Annotated in this window: 12 protein-coding genes; 7 read left to right on the top strand and 5 right to left on the bottom strand. The window is 75.9% G+C overall.

What is annotated here, in order from left to right; all coding sequences use genetic code 11:
• Positions 1–45 precede the first annotated feature (45 nt).
• A complete protein-coding gene (locus tag VKK44_RS01960; protein WP_343445132.1) occupies positions 46–1,515 on the bottom strand; it encodes an NAD(P)H-hydrate dehydratase in 1,470 nt (489 codons plus the stop codon).
• A 201-nt stretch (positions 1,516–1,716) separates the two neighbouring features.
• Between VKK44_RS01960 and VKK44_RS01955 the strand changes: the two genes are divergently transcribed.
• Both VKK44_RS01955 and VKK44_RS01950 read left to right on the top strand, forming a co-directional pair.
• Positions 1,717–2,067 (top strand): hypothetical protein, encoded by a 351-nt coding sequence (locus tag VKK44_RS01955; protein ID WP_343445131.1) that lies wholly within the window; start codon positions 1,717–1,719, stop codon positions 2,065–2,067.
• A gap of 107 nt (positions 2,068–2,174) precedes the next feature.
• A complete protein-coding gene (locus VKK44_RS01950) occupies positions 2,175–3,761 on the top strand; it encodes an alpha/beta hydrolase (protein WP_343445130.1) in 1,587 nt (528 codons plus the stop codon).
• Positions 3,762–3,892: 131 nt separating this feature from the next.
• On the opposite strand, the gene glmS is transcribed toward VKK44_RS01950, so the two are convergent.
• Positions 3,893–5,806, bottom strand: coding sequence for a glutamine--fructose-6-phosphate transaminase (isomerizing) (gene glmS, locus VKK44_RS01945; RefSeq protein ID WP_343445129.1), 1,914 nt, complete (start codon positions 5,804–5,806; stop codon positions 3,893–3,895).
• A gap of 327 nt (positions 5,807–6,133) precedes the next feature.
• On the opposite strand from glmS, the gene VKK44_RS01940 reads away from it, so the two are divergent.
• From VKK44_RS01940 to VKK44_RS01930, 3 genes are read left to right on the top strand one after another with little or no spacing between them, the layout of a single operon-like run.
• A complete protein-coding gene (locus VKK44_RS01940; RefSeq protein ID WP_343445128.1) occupies positions 6,134–7,159 on the top strand; it encodes an MmpS family transport accessory protein in 1,026 nt (341 codons plus the stop codon).
• A gap of 30 nt (positions 7,160–7,189) precedes the next feature.
• On the top strand, positions 7,190–8,377 hold the full coding sequence (locus VKK44_RS01935) for a pyridoxal phosphate-dependent aminotransferase (RefSeq protein WP_343445127.1): 1,188 nt from the start codon (positions 7,190–7,192) through the stop codon (positions 8,375–8,377).
• Complete coding sequence (locus VKK44_RS01930; protein ID WP_343445126.1) at positions 8,374–9,480, top strand: threonine aldolase family protein; 1,107 nt, start codon at positions 8,374–8,376, stop codon at positions 9,478–9,480. The genes VKK44_RS01935 and VKK44_RS01930 overlap by 4 nt, the downstream gene beginning before the upstream one ends.
• Before the next feature lie 48 nt (positions 9,481–9,528).
• On the opposite strand, the gene VKK44_RS01925 is transcribed toward VKK44_RS01930, so the two are convergent.
• Positions 9,529–10,167, bottom strand: coding sequence for a PadR family transcriptional regulator (locus VKK44_RS01925; RefSeq protein ID WP_343445125.1), 639 nt, complete (start codon positions 10,165–10,167; stop codon positions 9,529–9,531).
• 96 nt (positions 10,168–10,263) lie between these two features.
• Here VKK44_RS01925 and VKK44_RS01920 point away from each other — a divergent pair, with 96 nt between their 5' ends.
• Positions 10,264–13,086: an FtsX-like permease family protein gene (locus VKK44_RS01920; protein WP_343445124.1), complete on the top strand. Its 2,823-nt coding sequence runs from the start codon at positions 10,264–10,266 to the stop codon at positions 13,084–13,086.
• A 2-nt stretch (positions 13,087–13,088) separates the two neighbouring features.
• Entirely contained in the window at positions 13,089–13,838 is a 750-nt protein-coding gene (locus VKK44_RS01915; protein ID WP_343445122.1) for an ABC transporter ATP-binding protein, read from the top strand.
• Between the two features lie 16 nt (positions 13,839–13,854).
• Here the strand turns inward: VKK44_RS01915 and glmM are convergent, their stop codons facing one another.
• Entirely contained in the window at positions 13,855–15,210 is a 1,356-nt protein-coding gene (gene glmM, locus VKK44_RS01910; RefSeq protein ID WP_343445121.1) for a phosphoglucosamine mutase, read from the bottom strand.
• Positions 15,211–15,326: 116 nt separating this feature from the next.
• Positions 15,327–15,791, bottom strand: coding sequence for a 30S ribosomal protein S9 (rpsI, locus tag VKK44_RS01905; RefSeq protein ID WP_281596266.1), 465 nt, complete (start codon positions 15,789–15,791; stop codon positions 15,327–15,329).
• Between the last annotated feature and the right edge of the window lie 10 nt (positions 15,792–15,801).

Here is a 15,801-nt window from a genome sequence, read left to right as displayed (position 1 = left end):
AGCCGCGCGGCCGGCGCCGCCGCCCGACCACGGTCGGCACCCGGCTCAGCCCAGGCGGGCGAGCACCGGGCGCAGCGCGGCGGCCACGTCGGGCGCGGTCACCGGGCCGCCACGCGCCGCCTCCCGGCCGGCCAGCCCGTGCAGGTACGCCGCGGCGGCAGCCGCGCGCTCGGGGGGCAGGCCCGCCGCGAGCAGCGAGCCGAGCATCCCGGCCAGCACGTCGCCGGTGCCGCCGGTGGCCAGCGCCGGGGTGCCGGTCGGGTTGACGTAGGCCCGGCCGTCGGGCGTCCCGACGATCGTCCGGTCGCCCTTGAGCAGCACCACCGCGTTCATCCAGGCGGCCAGCCGCAGCGCCGCGGCGACCCGGTCCTCACCGGGCATCTCGCCACAGAGCCGGGCGTACTCCCGGTCGTGCGGGGTCACCACGATCGGGGCGTCCCGCCCGCGCAGCCGATCGGCGAGCTTGCCGTCGACCAGCAGCGTCAGCGCGTCGGCGTCCAGCACCACCGGCACCGGCGCGGCCAGCACCGCGCGCAGCTCGGCCGCCGACTCGTCGCCGGTGCCGAGCCCGGAGCCGCAGACCCAGGCCTGCACCCGGCCGGCGTCGGCGACCCGGTCGGTGGCGATCACGGACGGGTGCTGGCGCACCACCTCGGCCCGGGCCCCGCCGGCGTAGCGGACCAGGCCGGTGGGACCGGCCAGCGCACCGCCCACCGACAGCACCGCCGCGCCCGGGTAGGTCGCGGAACCGGTCGCCACCCCGACCACACCCCGGGAGTACTTCTCCGACGCGGCGCCCAGCACCGGCCACCAGCCGGCCACGTCGGACCACTCGGTCACCCGCAGCGCCGGGGAGCCGCGCAGCCACGGGGTGAGCCCGATGTCGACCAGGTCGATCTGCCCGGCCAGCGTGGCGGCCGGGCCGACCACCAGGGCCGGCTTGAGCGCGCCGAACGCCACTGTCACGTCGGCGCGGACCGCGCGGGGCCGGCCGGCGTCGGTCAGCGGGACGTGGCCGGTGTCCACCGCGACGCCGCTCGGCACGTCCACCGCGACCACGGTGGCCCGCGTGCCGTCCCGGCCCCGGCGCTCGGTCAGGCTCGCGGCGAGCTGGTCGGCGGTCTCCCGCAGCCCACCGGCGCCGCCGATGCCCACGATGCCGTCGAGCACCAGGTCGACCCCGGCAGGCGGCCGGTCGACCACCCGCCCGCCGGCGGCGCGCAACGCGGCCAGGCCGGCGGCGTGTGCGCGCTCCGGGGTGAGGAGCAGGGCGGCGACCGCCGCGCCCCGGCGGGACAGGCTCGCCCCCGCGAAGAGCGCGTCGCCGCCGTTGTCTCCGGAACCGACCAGCAGCAGCACCCGGGCGCCGTAGACCCCGCCCCGGTCCGCCAGCAGCAGCGCGCAACGGCGGGCCAGCCCCGCCGCCGCCCGTTGCATCAGCGCACCGGGCGGGAGGGTCGCCATCAGCCCCGCCTCCGCCGCGCGGACGTCCGCGACCCGCCACACCGGTCTCATGCCGGCCCGCCCCGTTCGTTCCCGTCGGCTGCGATCACGGACCTCACCCTACCGGCGGCGCGGGGGCCGGGCGGGGCGCCGGGACGGCCCTGTGGACAACCGGGGACGTTGTCCACAGGGTCGGCGCGGACGGTTCCCGCCCGCCTAGCGTCCCCGCTGTCCGGGTCCGGCCGATGGGGTCGGCGGGGTGGGGAGGTCGTCGTGGTCGAGGAGCCGTTCACCGTCGATCCGGAGCTGCTGCGCGCGGTGGCCCGGGAGCTGACCGACGACGCCCACCGGCTGGCCCACGGGCCGGGCGGGGCGCCGGGGCCGGTGGCGCCACCGCCGGACGGGTGGCGGGCCGACACCGCGCTGGACGAGCTGGACGCCGCGCTGCGCCGCTGGTCCGGCGCGCTCGCGGCCCGGGTGGCCGCCACCGCCGAGGCGCTGCGCGGCGGCGCGGACGGCTACGAGGCGGTGGACGACCGGGCCGCCCGCCGCCTCGCGGTGCGCAACGCCGGCGTCCCCGCCCGCCCAGGTCCGGCGGGCGCCGCTCCGGGCGGCGCCCGGTGAGCGGCGGCGAGACGCGTCGCCGCCCGCGCCCGGCAGGTGCCGCCCGGGGCCCGGGGCCGGCGGGCCCCCGCCCGCGCCCGGCGGCTCCCGCCCGGGACTCGGGCCCGGTGGGCTACGCGCAGCTCTGGCGCGCCGATCCGGGCGCCTGGCTCGCTGCCGGGGCGGCCTGGCGCGGGCTCGCCGACCCGGTGCGCCACCGGGCCGCCGGGCTGGCCGCCCGGGCCGGCGCGCTCCGGCCCGGCTGGTCCGGCGCGGCCTCGACCGCCGCGCAACGGCGCATCGGTGAGCTGCGCACCGCGCTGACCGACGTGCTGCCCGTGCTGGTCGAGGTCGACCAGGCGCTCGCCGAGTTCGCCACCCGGGTGGGCGCGGCAAAGGCCCGACTCGACTCGGCGGTGGCCCGCGCCGAGACCGGCGGCCTGCGGGTGGACCGCTCCGGCGCGGTCCGGCCGGACCCCACCCGGCCCGCCATCCGGACCGGCCCCGCCGTGGTGCTGGCGCAGGCCGGGATCCGGGACGCGCTCGCGCTGGCCGGCGCGGCGGACCGGGAGGCGGCCGGCCGGCTGGCGGAGGTCACCACCGCGGCGGTCACCGGCTGGGTCAGCGTTCCGCCCGCCTGGCGGCCGGGGCCCGGTGCCGGCCCGGCCGAGGTGAGCCGCTGGTGGGCCGGTCTGAGCCCGGCCGAGCGGCGGTGGCTGGTCCGGCACGAGCCGGGCCGGGTCGGCCACCTCGACGGCGTGCCGGCGACCGCCCGCGACCAGGCCAACCGGCTGCTCATCGCCGACCGGCGGGAGGAGTTGCTGGCGCGTCGCCTGGCGCTGCGGCGACCGCTGCCGGCCGGCCCGCTGGAGGTGGCCCGCCGGGCCCGGCTGGCCGGGGTGGAGGCGGCGTTGCGCGGCCTGGACGGGCTGGCCGGGCGGCTGGCCGCGCCGGGGGCGCCGCGGGCGTACCTGCTGGGGCTCGACCCCGCCGGGGACGGTCGGGCGGTGGTGTCGCTCGGCAACCCGGACCGGGCCGGCGCGGTGCTGACCTACGTCCCCGGGATGACCGCCGACCTGGCGGACGCGCCGGCCGAGTTGGGTCGGGCCGCCCGGGTGCTGGAACGGTGCGCGGCGATCGGGCCGGGCGAGGAGGCGGCGGCGGTCCTCTGGCTGGACTACGACGCGCCGGACTTTCTCCCCGAGGCGTCCGGCACCCGGCCGGCGGAGGCCGCCGGCCCGGCGCTGCACCGGTTCCAGGAGGGGCTGCGGGCCACCCACGACGGACCGCCGGCCCGGCAGACCGTGCTCGGGCACAGCTACGGCTCGCTGGTCGTCGGCACCGCCGCCCGCGACCACGGGCTGGGCGCCGACGCGCTGGTCTTCGTCGGCTCACCCGGCGTCGGCGTCGACCACGCAGCCGAGCTGCGGATGCCGGCCGGCCAGGTCTGGGCGTCGACCGCGCCCGACGACGTGATCCGGCTGGCCCACCCGCCGGACGAGTTGGCCCGCCGTGCCGTGCTGGCCGGTACGCCGCTCGGCCCGGTGCTGGCCGCGCACGACCGGCACGCCGAGCGGCTCTGGTTCGGCGCCGATCCGAGCGCGCCAGGCTTCGGCGGCCGGCGTTTCCCGAGTGCGCGGCACGGCCACACCGGCTACTGGGACCCCGACAATCCGGCCCTGGACGGGATGGCCCGGATCGTGCTGGGCCGGTGAGCGGACGCCGTGGCGCGGGCCGCCCGGTCGGAGCGGCCGACAGGCGGGCGGCGGGCGGAGCGGGGTTCCGGGCGGAAGACGCCACGGCCCCTCCGGTGTGGGCGGAGGGGCCGTGGCGGAGGCGGGGTCGGCTACTCGACCGTGACCGACTTGGCCAGGTTCCGCGGCTGGTCGACGTCGTGCCCACGGGCAGCGGCGATCTCCGCGGCGAGCACCTGGAGCGGCACGGTGGTCACCAGCGGCGCCAGCAGCGTCGGCGTACGCGGCACGTAGATCAGGTGGTCGGCGTACCGGACCACCGCCTGGTCGCCCTCCTCCGCGATCACGATGGTGCGGGCGCCCCGGGCACGCACCTCCTGGATGTTGGAGACGACCTTGTCGTGCAGCATCCCCCGGCCGATCGGCGACGGCACGATGCAGATCACCGGCGTCCCCTTGTCGATGAGCGCGATCGGGCCGTGCTTCAGCTCACCGGCGGCGAAGCCCTCGGCGTGCATGTACGCCAACTCCTTGAGCTTCAGCGCGCCCTCCAGCGCCACCGGGTAACCCACGTGCCGGCCGATGAACAGCACGGTCGGCTCGGACTTCAACTCACGGGCCAGCTCGCGCACCGGCTCGATCCGGTCGAGCAGCTCACGCAGCTTGCCCGGCATCTCCTGGAGCTGGGCCACCACCGCGCCCACCTCGTCGGCGAACTTGATGCCCCGCACCTGTGCCAGGTGCAGGCCGATCAGATAGCAGGCCACGACCTGGGTGAGGAACGCCTTGGTGGAGGCGACAGCGATCTCCGGGCCGCCGTGGGTGTAGAGCACCGCGTCGGACTCGCGCGGGATGGTCGAGCCGTTGGTGTTGCAGATGGCCAGCACCCGGGCCTTCTGCTCCTTGGCGTGGCGCAGCGCCATCAGCGTGTCCATGGTCTCGCCGGACTGCGAGATCACCACGATCAGCGTGGACCGGTCCAGCACCGGGTCGCGGTAGCGGAACTCGCTGGCCAGCTCCACCTCGCAGGGGATCCGGGTCCAGTGTTCGATGGCGTACTTGGCGACCAGACCGGCGTGGTACGCGGTGCCGCAGGCGACGATGAAGATCTTGTCGACGTCGCGCAGGTCCTGCTCGCTGAGGCGGACCTCGTCGAGCGCGATCTCGCCGCTCTCGGTGAGGCGGCCGAGCAGCGTGTCGGCGATGGCCTGCGGCTGCTCCTCGATCTCCTTGAGCATGAACCAGTCGTAGCCACCCTTTTCGGCGGCCGACGAGTCCCAGTCGATGTGGAAGTCCTTGCCGGCCGCGGGCTGGCCGGCGAAGTCGGTGATCTCGATGCTCTCCGGTGTGATCAGGACGATCTGGTCCTGCCCCAGCTCGACCGCGTCCCGGGTGTGCTCGATGAACGCGGCCACGTCGCTGGCCAGGTAGTTCTCGCCGGCACCGCGACCGACCACCAGTGGCGAGTTGCGCCGGGCGCCGACCACCGCGCCGGGGATGGCGGCATCCACGGCGAGCAGCGTGAACGCGCCTTCGAGGCGCTCGCAGACCACCCGCATGGCGGAGGCGAGCAACTGCGGGGTGTCAGTCTCACCGGCCGAGCGGAGGTCGGCCAGCGCGCGGGCGATCAGGTGCGCCGCGCACTCGGTGTCGGTGTCGCTCGCGAACTCGACGCCCTCGTCCTCCAGCTCGGCGCGCAGCTTCGCGAAGTTCTCGATGATGCCGTTGTGGATCACCGCGACCCGTCCGTCCGGGGAGACGTGCGGGTGCGCGTTGCGGTCGGTCGGCCCGCCGTGCGTGGCCCACCGGGTGTGGCCGATGCCGGTGGTGCCGTCGCCGATGCCGATCGGGCTGGCGGCGCAGTCCTCGGGGTTGTCGGCGGCCCGCTCGGAGAGCACCTTCTCGAGGTTGGCCAGCTTGCCGGCCTTCTTCTCGGTCAGCAGCTCGTCGTCGCAGACGACGGCGACGCCGGCCGAGTCGTAGCCGCGGTATTCCAGTCGCCGCAGTCCGTCGAGCACGATGCCGAGCGCCGGGCGCGCACCGGCGTAACCCACGATTCCACACATGGTCCGCAGCCTAGCCGAGTTTCGCTCATTGCGCGTGCGCGGAAGGCGGCTCAACGATCACCGAACATGAGCGAACCGGTCAGCGGAGCCCGTCAACCGGACAAAGCACCCGCACCTTCACCGCCAGCCTGTCTGCTTCGCCGGGCGGGTCCGAGAATCTTGGAAGAATCACGCCCCGCCAGGACCGTTCCGTACCAAGATCCGGCTCGACCGTTGGTCGGCGGGGCCGTGTGGATGGCGGTCGCGCCCTACATTGAGGGGCCCGGGCGGCAGCCCCGGTCCACCCCCACCGCGGTCGTCCGCGCCGTACCCCTGTGAGCTGAGCCGATGTCCGAGACGCCCGCCACCCCCGAGCCGGCTTCCGGCCCGAGTGACCCGACCGCGCCGCCGGCCGCCGGGGAGCATGGCTCCTGGACGCCACCGGACCCGCTCGCCGCTCCGCAGCCCTGGACCCCACCCTCGCCGTGGTCGCCGCTGGCGTGGGAGCCGAGCCCCTGGGCGTCGCCCGACCCGCCGGCCGCCCCCGCACCGTTGCACCCGGGCAGCCCGCACGGGTCACCGCCCGACGGCCCGGCCGCCACACCGTCCGGCGGCCCGGGCGGACCGAACCACCCGGGCGGGCCGAACGATCCGAGCAACCCGAACGGTCCAAACCACCCGCACGGTCCGAAGCACCCAGGTCACCCGGACCACCCGAACCACCCGGGGGCGTCCGGCCAGCCGCCGACCGCGTACCCGCCGGGGCCCTACCCGCCGGCCGCCCACCCGCCCGGGTCGTACCCGCCGGCCGCCTACCCGCCGGCCGCGTACCCGCCCGGGCCCTACCCGCCGCCGTACGCGTATCCCGGTGGGGCGCCGCGCCGGTCGAACGCCGGCTGGGCGATCGGGCTGGTGATCACCCTGGTCGTCGCGCTGGTGCTGGCCGTCTGCGGCTGCGTCGGCCTGGGCGCGCTCGGCGGTCTCACCGACCGGAGGAGCGGCTCCGGCGAGCCCTACGAGCGGCCGTTCATCGACGGGCCGGCGGAGCCCGACGGGTTCGCCGACGAGCCGACCCCGGCACCGGACGTCCCGGTCACCACGCCCTCCGGCGGGCCCGGCCGGTTCACCGTCGTCTACGAGGTGACCGGGACCGGCCGGATCCCCGTGCAGTTCTACGACGCGGACGCCACCTTCCACCAGATCGACGTCAAGGCGCCCTGGCGGCTGCGGTTCACCGCGAACGATCGCCAGCGGGTGCAGGTCATCGTCGCCAACTCGACCAGCGTCGGTGAGGTGAGCTGCCGGATCACCATCGACGGCACTGTCGTTTCGCGAAGATCAGGGGAGTGGGGGGTGGCCTGCTTCGGGTGGTGAGGGTCCGGCGGCGGGCCGTAGGCTGGCGCCGTGACGACGACCGATCCGCTGGTGGCCCGGATGCGGCCGTTCGGCACCACCATCTTCGCCGAGATGTCGGCGCTGGCCGTGCGCACCGGCGCGGTCAACCTGGGGCAGGGCTTCCCCGACACGGACGGCCCACCGGAGATGCTCGCCGCCGCCGCGGAGGCGCTGCGTACCGGTCACAACCAGTATCCGCCCGGGCCGGGTGTCCCCGCGTTGCGCGCGGCCGTCGCGGCCCACCAGCGCCGGTTCTGGAACCTGGAGTACGACCCGGACGGCGAGGTCGTGGTGACGGCCGGCGCGACCGAGGCGATCGCGGCGAGCATCCTCGCGCTCTGCGAGGCGGGTGACGAGGTGGTCTGCTTCGAGCCGTACTACGACTCGTACGCCGCCTCGATCGCGCTGGCCGGCGCGGTCCGCCGCCCGGTGACGCTGCGCCCGGACGCCGACGGCCGGTACGCCTTCGACCCGGCCGAGTTGCGCGCGGCGTTCGGGCCGCGGACCCGGCTGGTGCTGCTGAACTCCCCGCACAACCCGACCGGGAAGGTCTTCACCGCCGACGAGCTGGCCCTGGTCGCCGAGCTGTGCCGGGAGCACGGCACGTACGCGGTCACCGACGAGGTCTACGAGCATCTGGTCTTCACCGACGCCGCCACGGCGCACGTGCCGCTGGCCACGCTGCCCGGCATGCGGGAGCGGACGCTGCGGGTCTCCTCGGCCGGCAAGACGTTCTCCTGCACCGGCTGGAAGGTCGGCTGGGTGAGCGGCCCGGCGGCCCTGGTCGCGGCCGTGCTGCGGGTGAAGCAGTTCCTCACGTTCGTCAACGCGGGCCCGTTGCAGCCGGCGGTGGCGGTGGCGCTCGGCCTGCCGGACGCGTACTTCACCGGGTTCCGGGACGACCTGCAACGCCGTCGGGACCAACTGGTCGCCGGGCTGGCCGACGCGGGGTTCGGTGTGCTCGCGCCCGAGGGGACGTACTTCGTCACCGCCGACGTCACCCCGCTCGGCGGCCGGGACGGGGTGGAGTTCTGCCGGGCCCTGCCGGAGCGGTGCGGCGTGGTGGCGGTGCCGACCCAGGTCTTCTACGACGACACGGCGGCGGGGCGCCGGCTGGTCCGGTTCGCGTTCTGCAAGCGGCCGGAGGTGCTCGCCGAGGCGGTGACCCGGCTGCGTCGGCTCCGGGAGCACGGATGAGCGACGGGTACGCCGAACGGCTGCGCCGGCTCGCCGCCCAGCGTGGCTGCGACACCATGCTCTCCGGCGTACGCCCGGAGTCGGTGCGGGAGCAGGTGGCCGCGCTCGCCGCGCTGGCCGGCGACGACCTGCCCGACTTCTACGGCGAGGGCGGCCCGGTCGCGGAGTTGGAGCGGCGGGTCGCGGGGCTGCTCGACGCGGAGGCGGTCGCCTTCTTCCCCACCGGCACGATGGCCCAGCAGGTCGTCATGCGGCACGGCGCGGAGCTGACCGGCCGGTCCGGGGTCGGCCTGCACCCGCTCAGCCATCCGCTGCTGCATGAGCGCGACGCGTACGCGCTGCTCGCCGGCGTGCGGGCGGTGCGCACGACGACCGCGCCGCGCAATCCCACGGCCGAGGAGGTGGCGGCGCTCGACGAGCCGATCGGCACGCTCTTCCTGGAGTTGCCGCTGCGCGACGCCGGGTTCGTGCTGCCGACCTGGGACGAGTTGGTCGCGGTCGTGGCGGCGGCCCGGGAGCGGGGCGCGCGGGTGCACGTCGACGGCGCCCGCCTCTGGGAGTCGACAGTCCATCTGGGCCACTCGGCGGCCGAGATCGCGGCGCTGGCCGACAGCACGTACGTCTCGTTCTACAAGTCGCTCGGCGGCCACTCCGGGGCGGCGCTGGCCGGCGACGCGGAGCTGGTCCGGTACGCCCGCGCCTGGCGGCACCGGTACGGCGGCACGCTGTTCCAGCAGTGGCCGGCGGCGCTCGCCGCGCTCGCCGGGCTGGCGCGGGAGCTGCCCCGGCTGGCCGGGTACGTGGGGCACGCGAAGGTGGTGGCGGAGGCGCTGGCCGCGCTGCCGGGCGCCCGGGTGCATCCGGCGCCGCCGCACACCCACCAGTTCCGGTTCTGGCTGCCGTATCCGGCGGAGGCGCTGGACGCGGCCAATCTGGCGCTCGCCGAACAGGAGCGGGCGTGGTTCGTCGGCGGCTGGCGGGACAGCGAGGTGCCGGGGCTGGCGCTGGCCGAGGTGACGGTCGCCGGGCCGGCGCTGGAGCTGGACGCCGACGGCGTACGCGATCTGGCCGCCCGTTTCCTGCGCCGCCTGCCCAGCTCCTGACCGCGCCGGCGGCCCGCACCTGGGCGCGGCGGCCCACCCGGCGGCGGCTCAGCCGGCGGCCCGCACCGGGCCGTCGTCCTCGGTGGAGCCGCCGGCTGAGCCGGCAGTCGAGGACCCGCCGGCCCCGGCGGACGCGGCCTGGGCGGCGAGGCCGGCGAGCGTGGCGCCGCCGTCGGCGAGCAGCGCCGCCTCGGCGTCGTCGACGAAGGCGAGGTCCGCCTCGACGTGCCGGCCGGCGGCCGAGAGCAGCAGCCGGACCACCGGGTCGTCGGCCTGCCGGCGCAGTCCGTCGAGGTTGCGCAGCTCCCGCATGAGGTGGCCGCGCTGGTTGGCCAGCACGGTACGGACGGTGGTGGCCCGGCCGGACCGGGCGGCGGCGGTCACCTTGAGGAAGAAGTCGTCCCGGAAGCCGCCGCTGCGCGGGCTGGGCGCGGTCAGCCAGCGGTCGAGTTCGGTGCGGCCGTCGGTGGTGATCTCGTAGACCACCCGGTCGGGCCTGACCGGTTGCGGCTGCCGCTCGGCTACCACCAGGCCGTCCCGGGAGAGCCGGTCGAGGATCTGGTAGATGTGCCCGATGTTGAGCGGGCCCCACTGCGGCCCGACCGCCGCCTCGAACGCGCCCTTCAGCTCGTAGCCGTAGCTGGGGCCGCGGGCGAGCAGGGCCAGGACCGCGTGCTGGATAGCCACCGTCTTCTCCGATCCGGTTCCGGACAGGCACCCGGGTGGGGCCTTGCATTGTCACAATGTATCGCGCAGAGTGTGCTCAGCACACGGGGAGGCGCGATGGTCGGGTTCATTCTGGGTCAACTCCGCGGCCGGGCCGGCCGCTCGATGGCGCTGCTGGTCGGCGTGCTGGTGGCCACCACCGGCTTCGTGGTCCTCACCGGTGCCACCACCACCTCCCGGCTCGCCGTCACCGGCACTGTGGAACGGAACACCCGGGCCGCCTACGACATCCTGGTCCGGCCGAAGGGGACGCGCACCCCGTTGGAGGCGGAGCGCGGCCTGGTCCGGCCCAACTACCTCTCCGGCAGCTACGGCGGCATCACCACCACACAGTACGACCGGATCAGGGCCGTCGAGGGAGTGGACGTCGCCGCGCCGATCGCCATGCTCGGCTACTCCACCACGTCGATCGAGATGCCGCTCGACGTCACCTCGGCCGTCGACCCCGCCCTGGACCGCCAGCTCATCCGCATCGACCGCGAGTTCCTCGCCGAGCGCGGCCTGAGCCACGCGCCGGCCCAGCCCACCTACGTGTACGTCACCACGCACCCGCTGGTCTATCCGGTCATCGGCGACGAGTACTACCCGGACGCGGTGCGCTACACCGACGGACGGACGTACGACACCAACGACTGCGGGCTGCTGCCCCGGGAGGTGCTGCCGGGCGGGCGCACCGCGCCGATCTGCGACCTGCGCGTCGAGCAGTCGAACGGGTTGCAGGACGCCAGCGAGCGACAACTGTGGCGGGTGGAGACGTTCCGGATGCTGCCCGGTGGTCGCTTCGAGCGCCCGGCGAACGAGGGCGTCACCAACCTCGACGCCCCCGCCGTCGGGGCCGCCCGCCTGACCGTCACGGTGCGCCTGACCGTGCCGTTCCTGCTCGCCGCCGTCGACCCCGGCCCGGAGCAGGAACTGGTGGGCCTCGACGACGCGGTGGTCACCGGCCGGCGGCTCACCGCCTCCGACACCACCGTGGTGACCCGGGGGGGCGGTCTGTCCAGCCGGACCCTACCGGTGCTCGCCACCAGCCGCCCGTTCCTCGACGGCGCGATCCGGGCCACCTACACCCGCACGCCGCTGGACCGCACCATCGCCGGCGTGCCGCCCCGGGAACTGGCCGAACGGCTGCGCGGCGAGCCGGCCACCCCGGCCGGCGGCACGCAACGGGACGCGCTGGGCGCGTACCGGGCCCAACTCGCCGGAGGGCTCGGCCCCCGCACGTGCTGCCAAGGACAGTTGCAGATCGTCGTGCAGCCGGGACCGGCCGGCTACGACCGGTTGCCCGACGGCACCCTGCGGGTCCACCCGGCGCCCACGGACCCCGGCGTGTACGGCGACTCGCAGGACCTGGTGACCCTGCCCCGACCGTGGCTCAGCGAGGACACCGGATACCGGCCGCTGACCCAGTTGCGGCTGGGCCGTGGCGACCGGGACGCCCGGCAGTGGCAGGCCGTCGGGCTCTTCGACCCGGAGAAGCTGACCGGCTTCAGCGACCTGGGCAAGGTGCCGCTGGAGACGTACGAGCCGCCGCGCGCCGACGGGGCCGACGACCGCAGCCGGGCGGCGCTGGGCGGGCGGCCCCTGGAGCCGAGCGGCAACCCGGCCGGCTATCTGTCCGCGCCGCCGCTGCTGCTCACCAGCCTGTCCAGCGTGCCCGGGCTGCTCTCGGCCGGCAGCAGCCCGCAACGCACCGCGCCGATCAGCGCGATCCGGATCCGGGTGGCCGACGTGGACGGCTGGAGCGAACGGTCCGCCGAGCGGGTCCGGCTGACCGCCGAACGCATCGCCACCACCACCGGCCTCGACGTGGACATCACGCTCGGCTCCTCCCCCGCCCCGCAGACCGTCGAGCTGCCGGCCGGCGCGTTCGGCCGCCCCGACCTGCGGCTGACCGAGAACTGGTCGGCCCTCGGCGTCGCCTCGGTCATCACCCGCGCGGTCGACCGGAAGAGCGCCGTGCTGTTCGCGCTGGTGCTGGTGGTCTGCGCGCTCTTCCTCGGCAACGCGGTCACCGCCGCCGTCCGGGACCGCCGGTCCGAGCTCGCGGTCCTGGCCTGCCTCGGCTGGCCGGCCCGCCGCATCGGCGCGCTCGTGCTCGGCGAGGTCGCCACGCTCGGTCTGGTCGCCGGGCTGCTCGCGGTCGGCCTGGCCGTCCCGCTGGGCCGCGCCCTCGACATCGGCGTCGACTGGCGGCGGGCGCTGCTCGCCGTACCGGTGGCCCTGCTGCTGGCGCTGGTCGCGGGCCTGGCGCCGGCGCTGCGGGCCGCGCGCGCCCACCCGGCCGCCGCGCTGCGCCCGCCGGTGGCCGGCGCGCTGCGGGCCCGCCGGTCCCGGACCATCGCCGGGATGGCCCTGGTCAACCTGGCCCGCGTCCCCGGGCGCACCTTGCTCGGCGCCGCCGCGCTCGCCATCGGCGTGGCCGCGCTCACCCTGGTCGGCGCCGTCGGCTACGCGTTCCGCGGCGCGGTCGTCGGCAGCCTGCTCGGCGACACCGTGTCGTTGAGCGTGCGCGGCGCGGACACCCTCGCCGCGGTGGCCACCGTGCTGCTCGGGGCCGCCGCCGTCGCCGACGTGCTCTACCTGGACGTCCGGGACCGCGCCACCGAGTTGGCCACGCTGCGGGCCACCGGCTGGACCGACGGCGCGCTGGCCCGCCTGATCGGCTACCAGGCGCTGTTCCTCGGTGGGCTGGGCGCGCTCACCGGTGCCGGGCTCGGCCTCGGCGGCGCGGCCTGGCTGGTCGGCGAGGTGCCCGCCGCCCTGGTGACCGTCGCTGTCCTGGTCGCCCTGGCCGGGGTGCTGCTCACCTGCCTCGCGGCGCTCGTCCCGGCCGGACTGCTGCGCCGCCTGCCCACCGCGCGTCTACTGGCCGAGGAGTGACAATGGAACCGACCACCGGAAGCACCGTGCGCGCGGAGGGGCTGGTCCGCGCGTTCGGCGCCGGCACCGAGCGGCTCACCGCCGTCGACGACGTCTCCCTGGAGGTCGCGGGCGGCTCGGTGGTGGCGTTGACCGGGCCGAGCGGCTCCGGCAAGTCCACGCTGCTGCACCTGATCGGCGCGATCGAGCGGGCCGACCGGGGCCGCCTGACCGTGGACGACGTCGAGGTCACCGCGTTGCGCCGGGCCGTGCTGGCCCACTACCGACAGCGGGTCGGCTTCGTCTTCCAGCGCTACCACCTGCTGCCGGCGCTGACCGTGCTGGACAACGTGATCGCCCCGGTGCTGCCGCGCCGGGCGGGCCGCGCCGACCATCCGGCCCGGGCCCGGGAGCTGCTGGCGGCCGTCGGGCTGGCCGGGCGGGAGCGGGCGCTGCCGGCCCAGCTCTCCGGCGGTCAGCAGCAGCGGGTCGCCATCGCCCGGGCACTGATGGGCCGGCCCCGGCTGCTGCTGGCCGACGAGCCCACCGGCAACCTGGACTCCACCACCGGCGCGCAGATCCTCGACCTGCTGCTCGACCTGCGGGAACGGCACGGCATGACGATCCTGTTGGCCACGCACGAGCGGGCCGTCGCCGCCCGGTGCGACCGGCTGATCCGGCTCGGCGACGGCCGGATCGTCGAGGACGTCGACCTCACCGACGGCGAGGACCCGGCCGACACGTTCGACCGGGCCACCCGATTGCGGCTCTGACCGGCCGCCGGCCCGGTCAGGCGACCGGGCTGGCGGTGCGGACCTGCTCGGCGATGCGCTCGGCGACCTCACGCGCGGTGCCCTCGGTGGCCGCCTCGACCATCACCCGCACCAGCGGCTCGGTGCCGGACGGGCGCAGCAGCACCCGGCCGGTCTCGCCCAGCTCGGCCTCGGCCCGCTCGACCTCGGCGCGGACGGCCGGCGCGGCGGCGCCGACGGTCCGGTCGCCGACCGGCACGTTGATCAGCACCTGGGGCAGTTTGGTGACCACGGCGGCCAGCTCGGCCAGCGAGCTGCCGGTGGCGGCCATCCGGGCCATCAGGTGCAGACCGGTGAGCACGCCGTCGCCGGTGGTGGCGAACGCGGGCAGCACGATGTGGCCGCTCTGCTCGCCACCCAGCGCCAGGCCGGACGCGCGCAGCTCCTCCAGCACGTACCGGTCACCGACCTTGGTCTCGACCAGCCGGATGTCGTGCGCGGACATGGCCAGCCGCAGGCCGAGGTTGCTCATCACGGTGGCGACCAGCGTGTCCTGGGTCAGCTCGCCGGCGTCCCGCATGGCCAGCGCGAGGATCGCCATGACCTGGTCGCCGTCGACCTCCACGCCGTCGGCGCTGACCGCGACGCACCGGTCGGCGTCGCCGTCGTGGGCGAGGCCGAGGTGCGCGCCGTGTTCGACCACCGCGGCGCGCAGCGCGTCGAGGTGGTTGGAGCCGCACCCGTCGTTGATGTTGAGGCCGTCCGGCTCGGCGTGGATGGCGATCACCTCGGCGCCGGCCTCCCGGTACGCCACCGGGGCCACGTCGGCCGCCGCGCCGTTGGCGCAGTCCACCACGACCTTGATCCCGTCCAGCCGGTGCGGCACGGTGCCGACCAGGTGCTGGACGTAGTGGTCGGCGCCGTCGAGCAGGTCGTTCACCCGGCCGACACCGGCGCCGACCGGCCGGTCCCAGGCGGTGGTGGCGTTCGCCTCGACGGCCGCCTCGATCCGCATCTCGAGCTCGTCGGGCAGTTTGTGCCCACCGGCGGCGAAGAGCTTGATGCCGTTGTCCGGCATCGGGTTGTGCGAGGCGGAGAGCATCACGCCCAGATCGGCCTTGATCTCGGCGGTGAGGAACGCCACCGCCGGGGTGGGCAGCACACCCACCCGCACCACGTTGGCGCCGGCGCTGGTCAGGCCGGCGACCACCGCCGCCTCCAGCATCTCGCCGCTGGCCCGGGTGTCCCGGCCCACCACCGCGAGCGGCGGATGACTCCGGTCGGTCTCGGCCAGTGTGTGGGCCGCGGCCACCGCGACCGCGAGCGCCAACTCCGGGGTGAGATCCGCGTTCGCCCGCCCGCGTACGCCGTCCGTGCCGAACAACCGGCCCATACCCGCCAACCTCCGTGGAACTGCCGTTGAGGAGAGAAACGCGAAACGGCCGGGCCGCCCCCGCAGAAGGGAGGCGGACCCGGCCGTCCGTCAGAAGTACAAGACGCTGTGTGTGATCAGCGCTTCGAGTACTGGGGAGCCTTACGGGCCTTCTTGAGGCCGTACTTCTTGCTCTCCTTGACCCGGGCGTCACGGGTCAGGAAGCCGGCCTTCTTCAGGGCCGGGCGGTCGTCGGGCTCGCTGACGATCAGCGCCCGGGCGATGGCGAGCCGCAGCGCGCCGGCCTGGCCGGTGGTGCCGCCGCCCCGCAGGTTGGCGATCACGTCGAACGCCTCGGGCTTCTCGGCGGTGACCAGCGGGTCCTTGATGAGCTGCTGGTGCACCTTGCTCGGGAAGTAGGCCTCGAGGTCACGGCCGTTGCAGGTGATCTTGCCGCTGCCCGGGATGATCCGGACCCGGACGATGGCTTCCTTGCGACGGCCCACGGTCTGGATCGGGCGGTCACCGCGGGGCGCGCGCGCGACGGGCGCCGGCGCCTCGGTGGCCTCGGGGGCGACCTCGGTCTCGGTGATGTCGGTCATGCTGCTTCCT

The organism is Micromonospora sp. DSM 45708 (genome assembly GCF_039566955.1).
In the GTDB taxonomy this organism is placed as follows: Bacteria; Actinomycetota; Actinomycetes; order Mycobacteriales; family Micromonosporaceae; genus Micromonospora.
This window is presented reverse-complemented; position numbering and strand designations above follow the sequence as displayed.

Bases quoted from the DNA above. Each gene is read 5' to 3' on its own strand.
- VKK44_RS01960 (WP_343445132.1), bottom strand. From the start codon at position 1,515: ATGAGACCGGTGTGGCGGGTCGCGGACGTCCGCGCGGCGGAGGCGGGG.
- glmS (WP_343445129.1), bottom strand. From the start codon at position 5,806: ATGTGTGGAATCGTGGGTTACGCCGGTGCGCGCCCGGCGCTCGGCATC.
- VKK44_RS01940 (WP_343445128.1), top strand. From the start codon at position 6,134: ATGTCCGAGACGCCCGCCACCCCCGAGCCGGCTTCCGGCCCGAGTGAC.
- VKK44_RS01930 (WP_343445126.1), top strand. From the start codon at position 8,374: ATGAGCGACGGGTACGCCGAACGGCTGCGCCGGCTCGCCGCCCAGCGT.
- VKK44_RS01920 (WP_343445124.1), top strand. From the start codon at position 10,264: ATGGTCGGGTTCATTCTGGGTCAACTCCGCGGCCGGGCCGGCCGCTCG.
- VKK44_RS01915 (WP_343445122.1), top strand. From the start codon at position 13,089: ATGGAACCGACCACCGGAAGCACCGTGCGCGCGGAGGGGCTGGTCCGC.
- glmM (WP_343445121.1), bottom strand. From the start codon at position 15,210: ATGGGCCGGTTGTTCGGCACGGACGGCGTACGCGGGCGGGCGAACGCG.
- rpsI (WP_281596266.1), bottom strand. From the start codon at position 15,791: ATGACCGACATCACCGAGACCGAGGTCGCCCCCGAGGCCACCGAGGCG.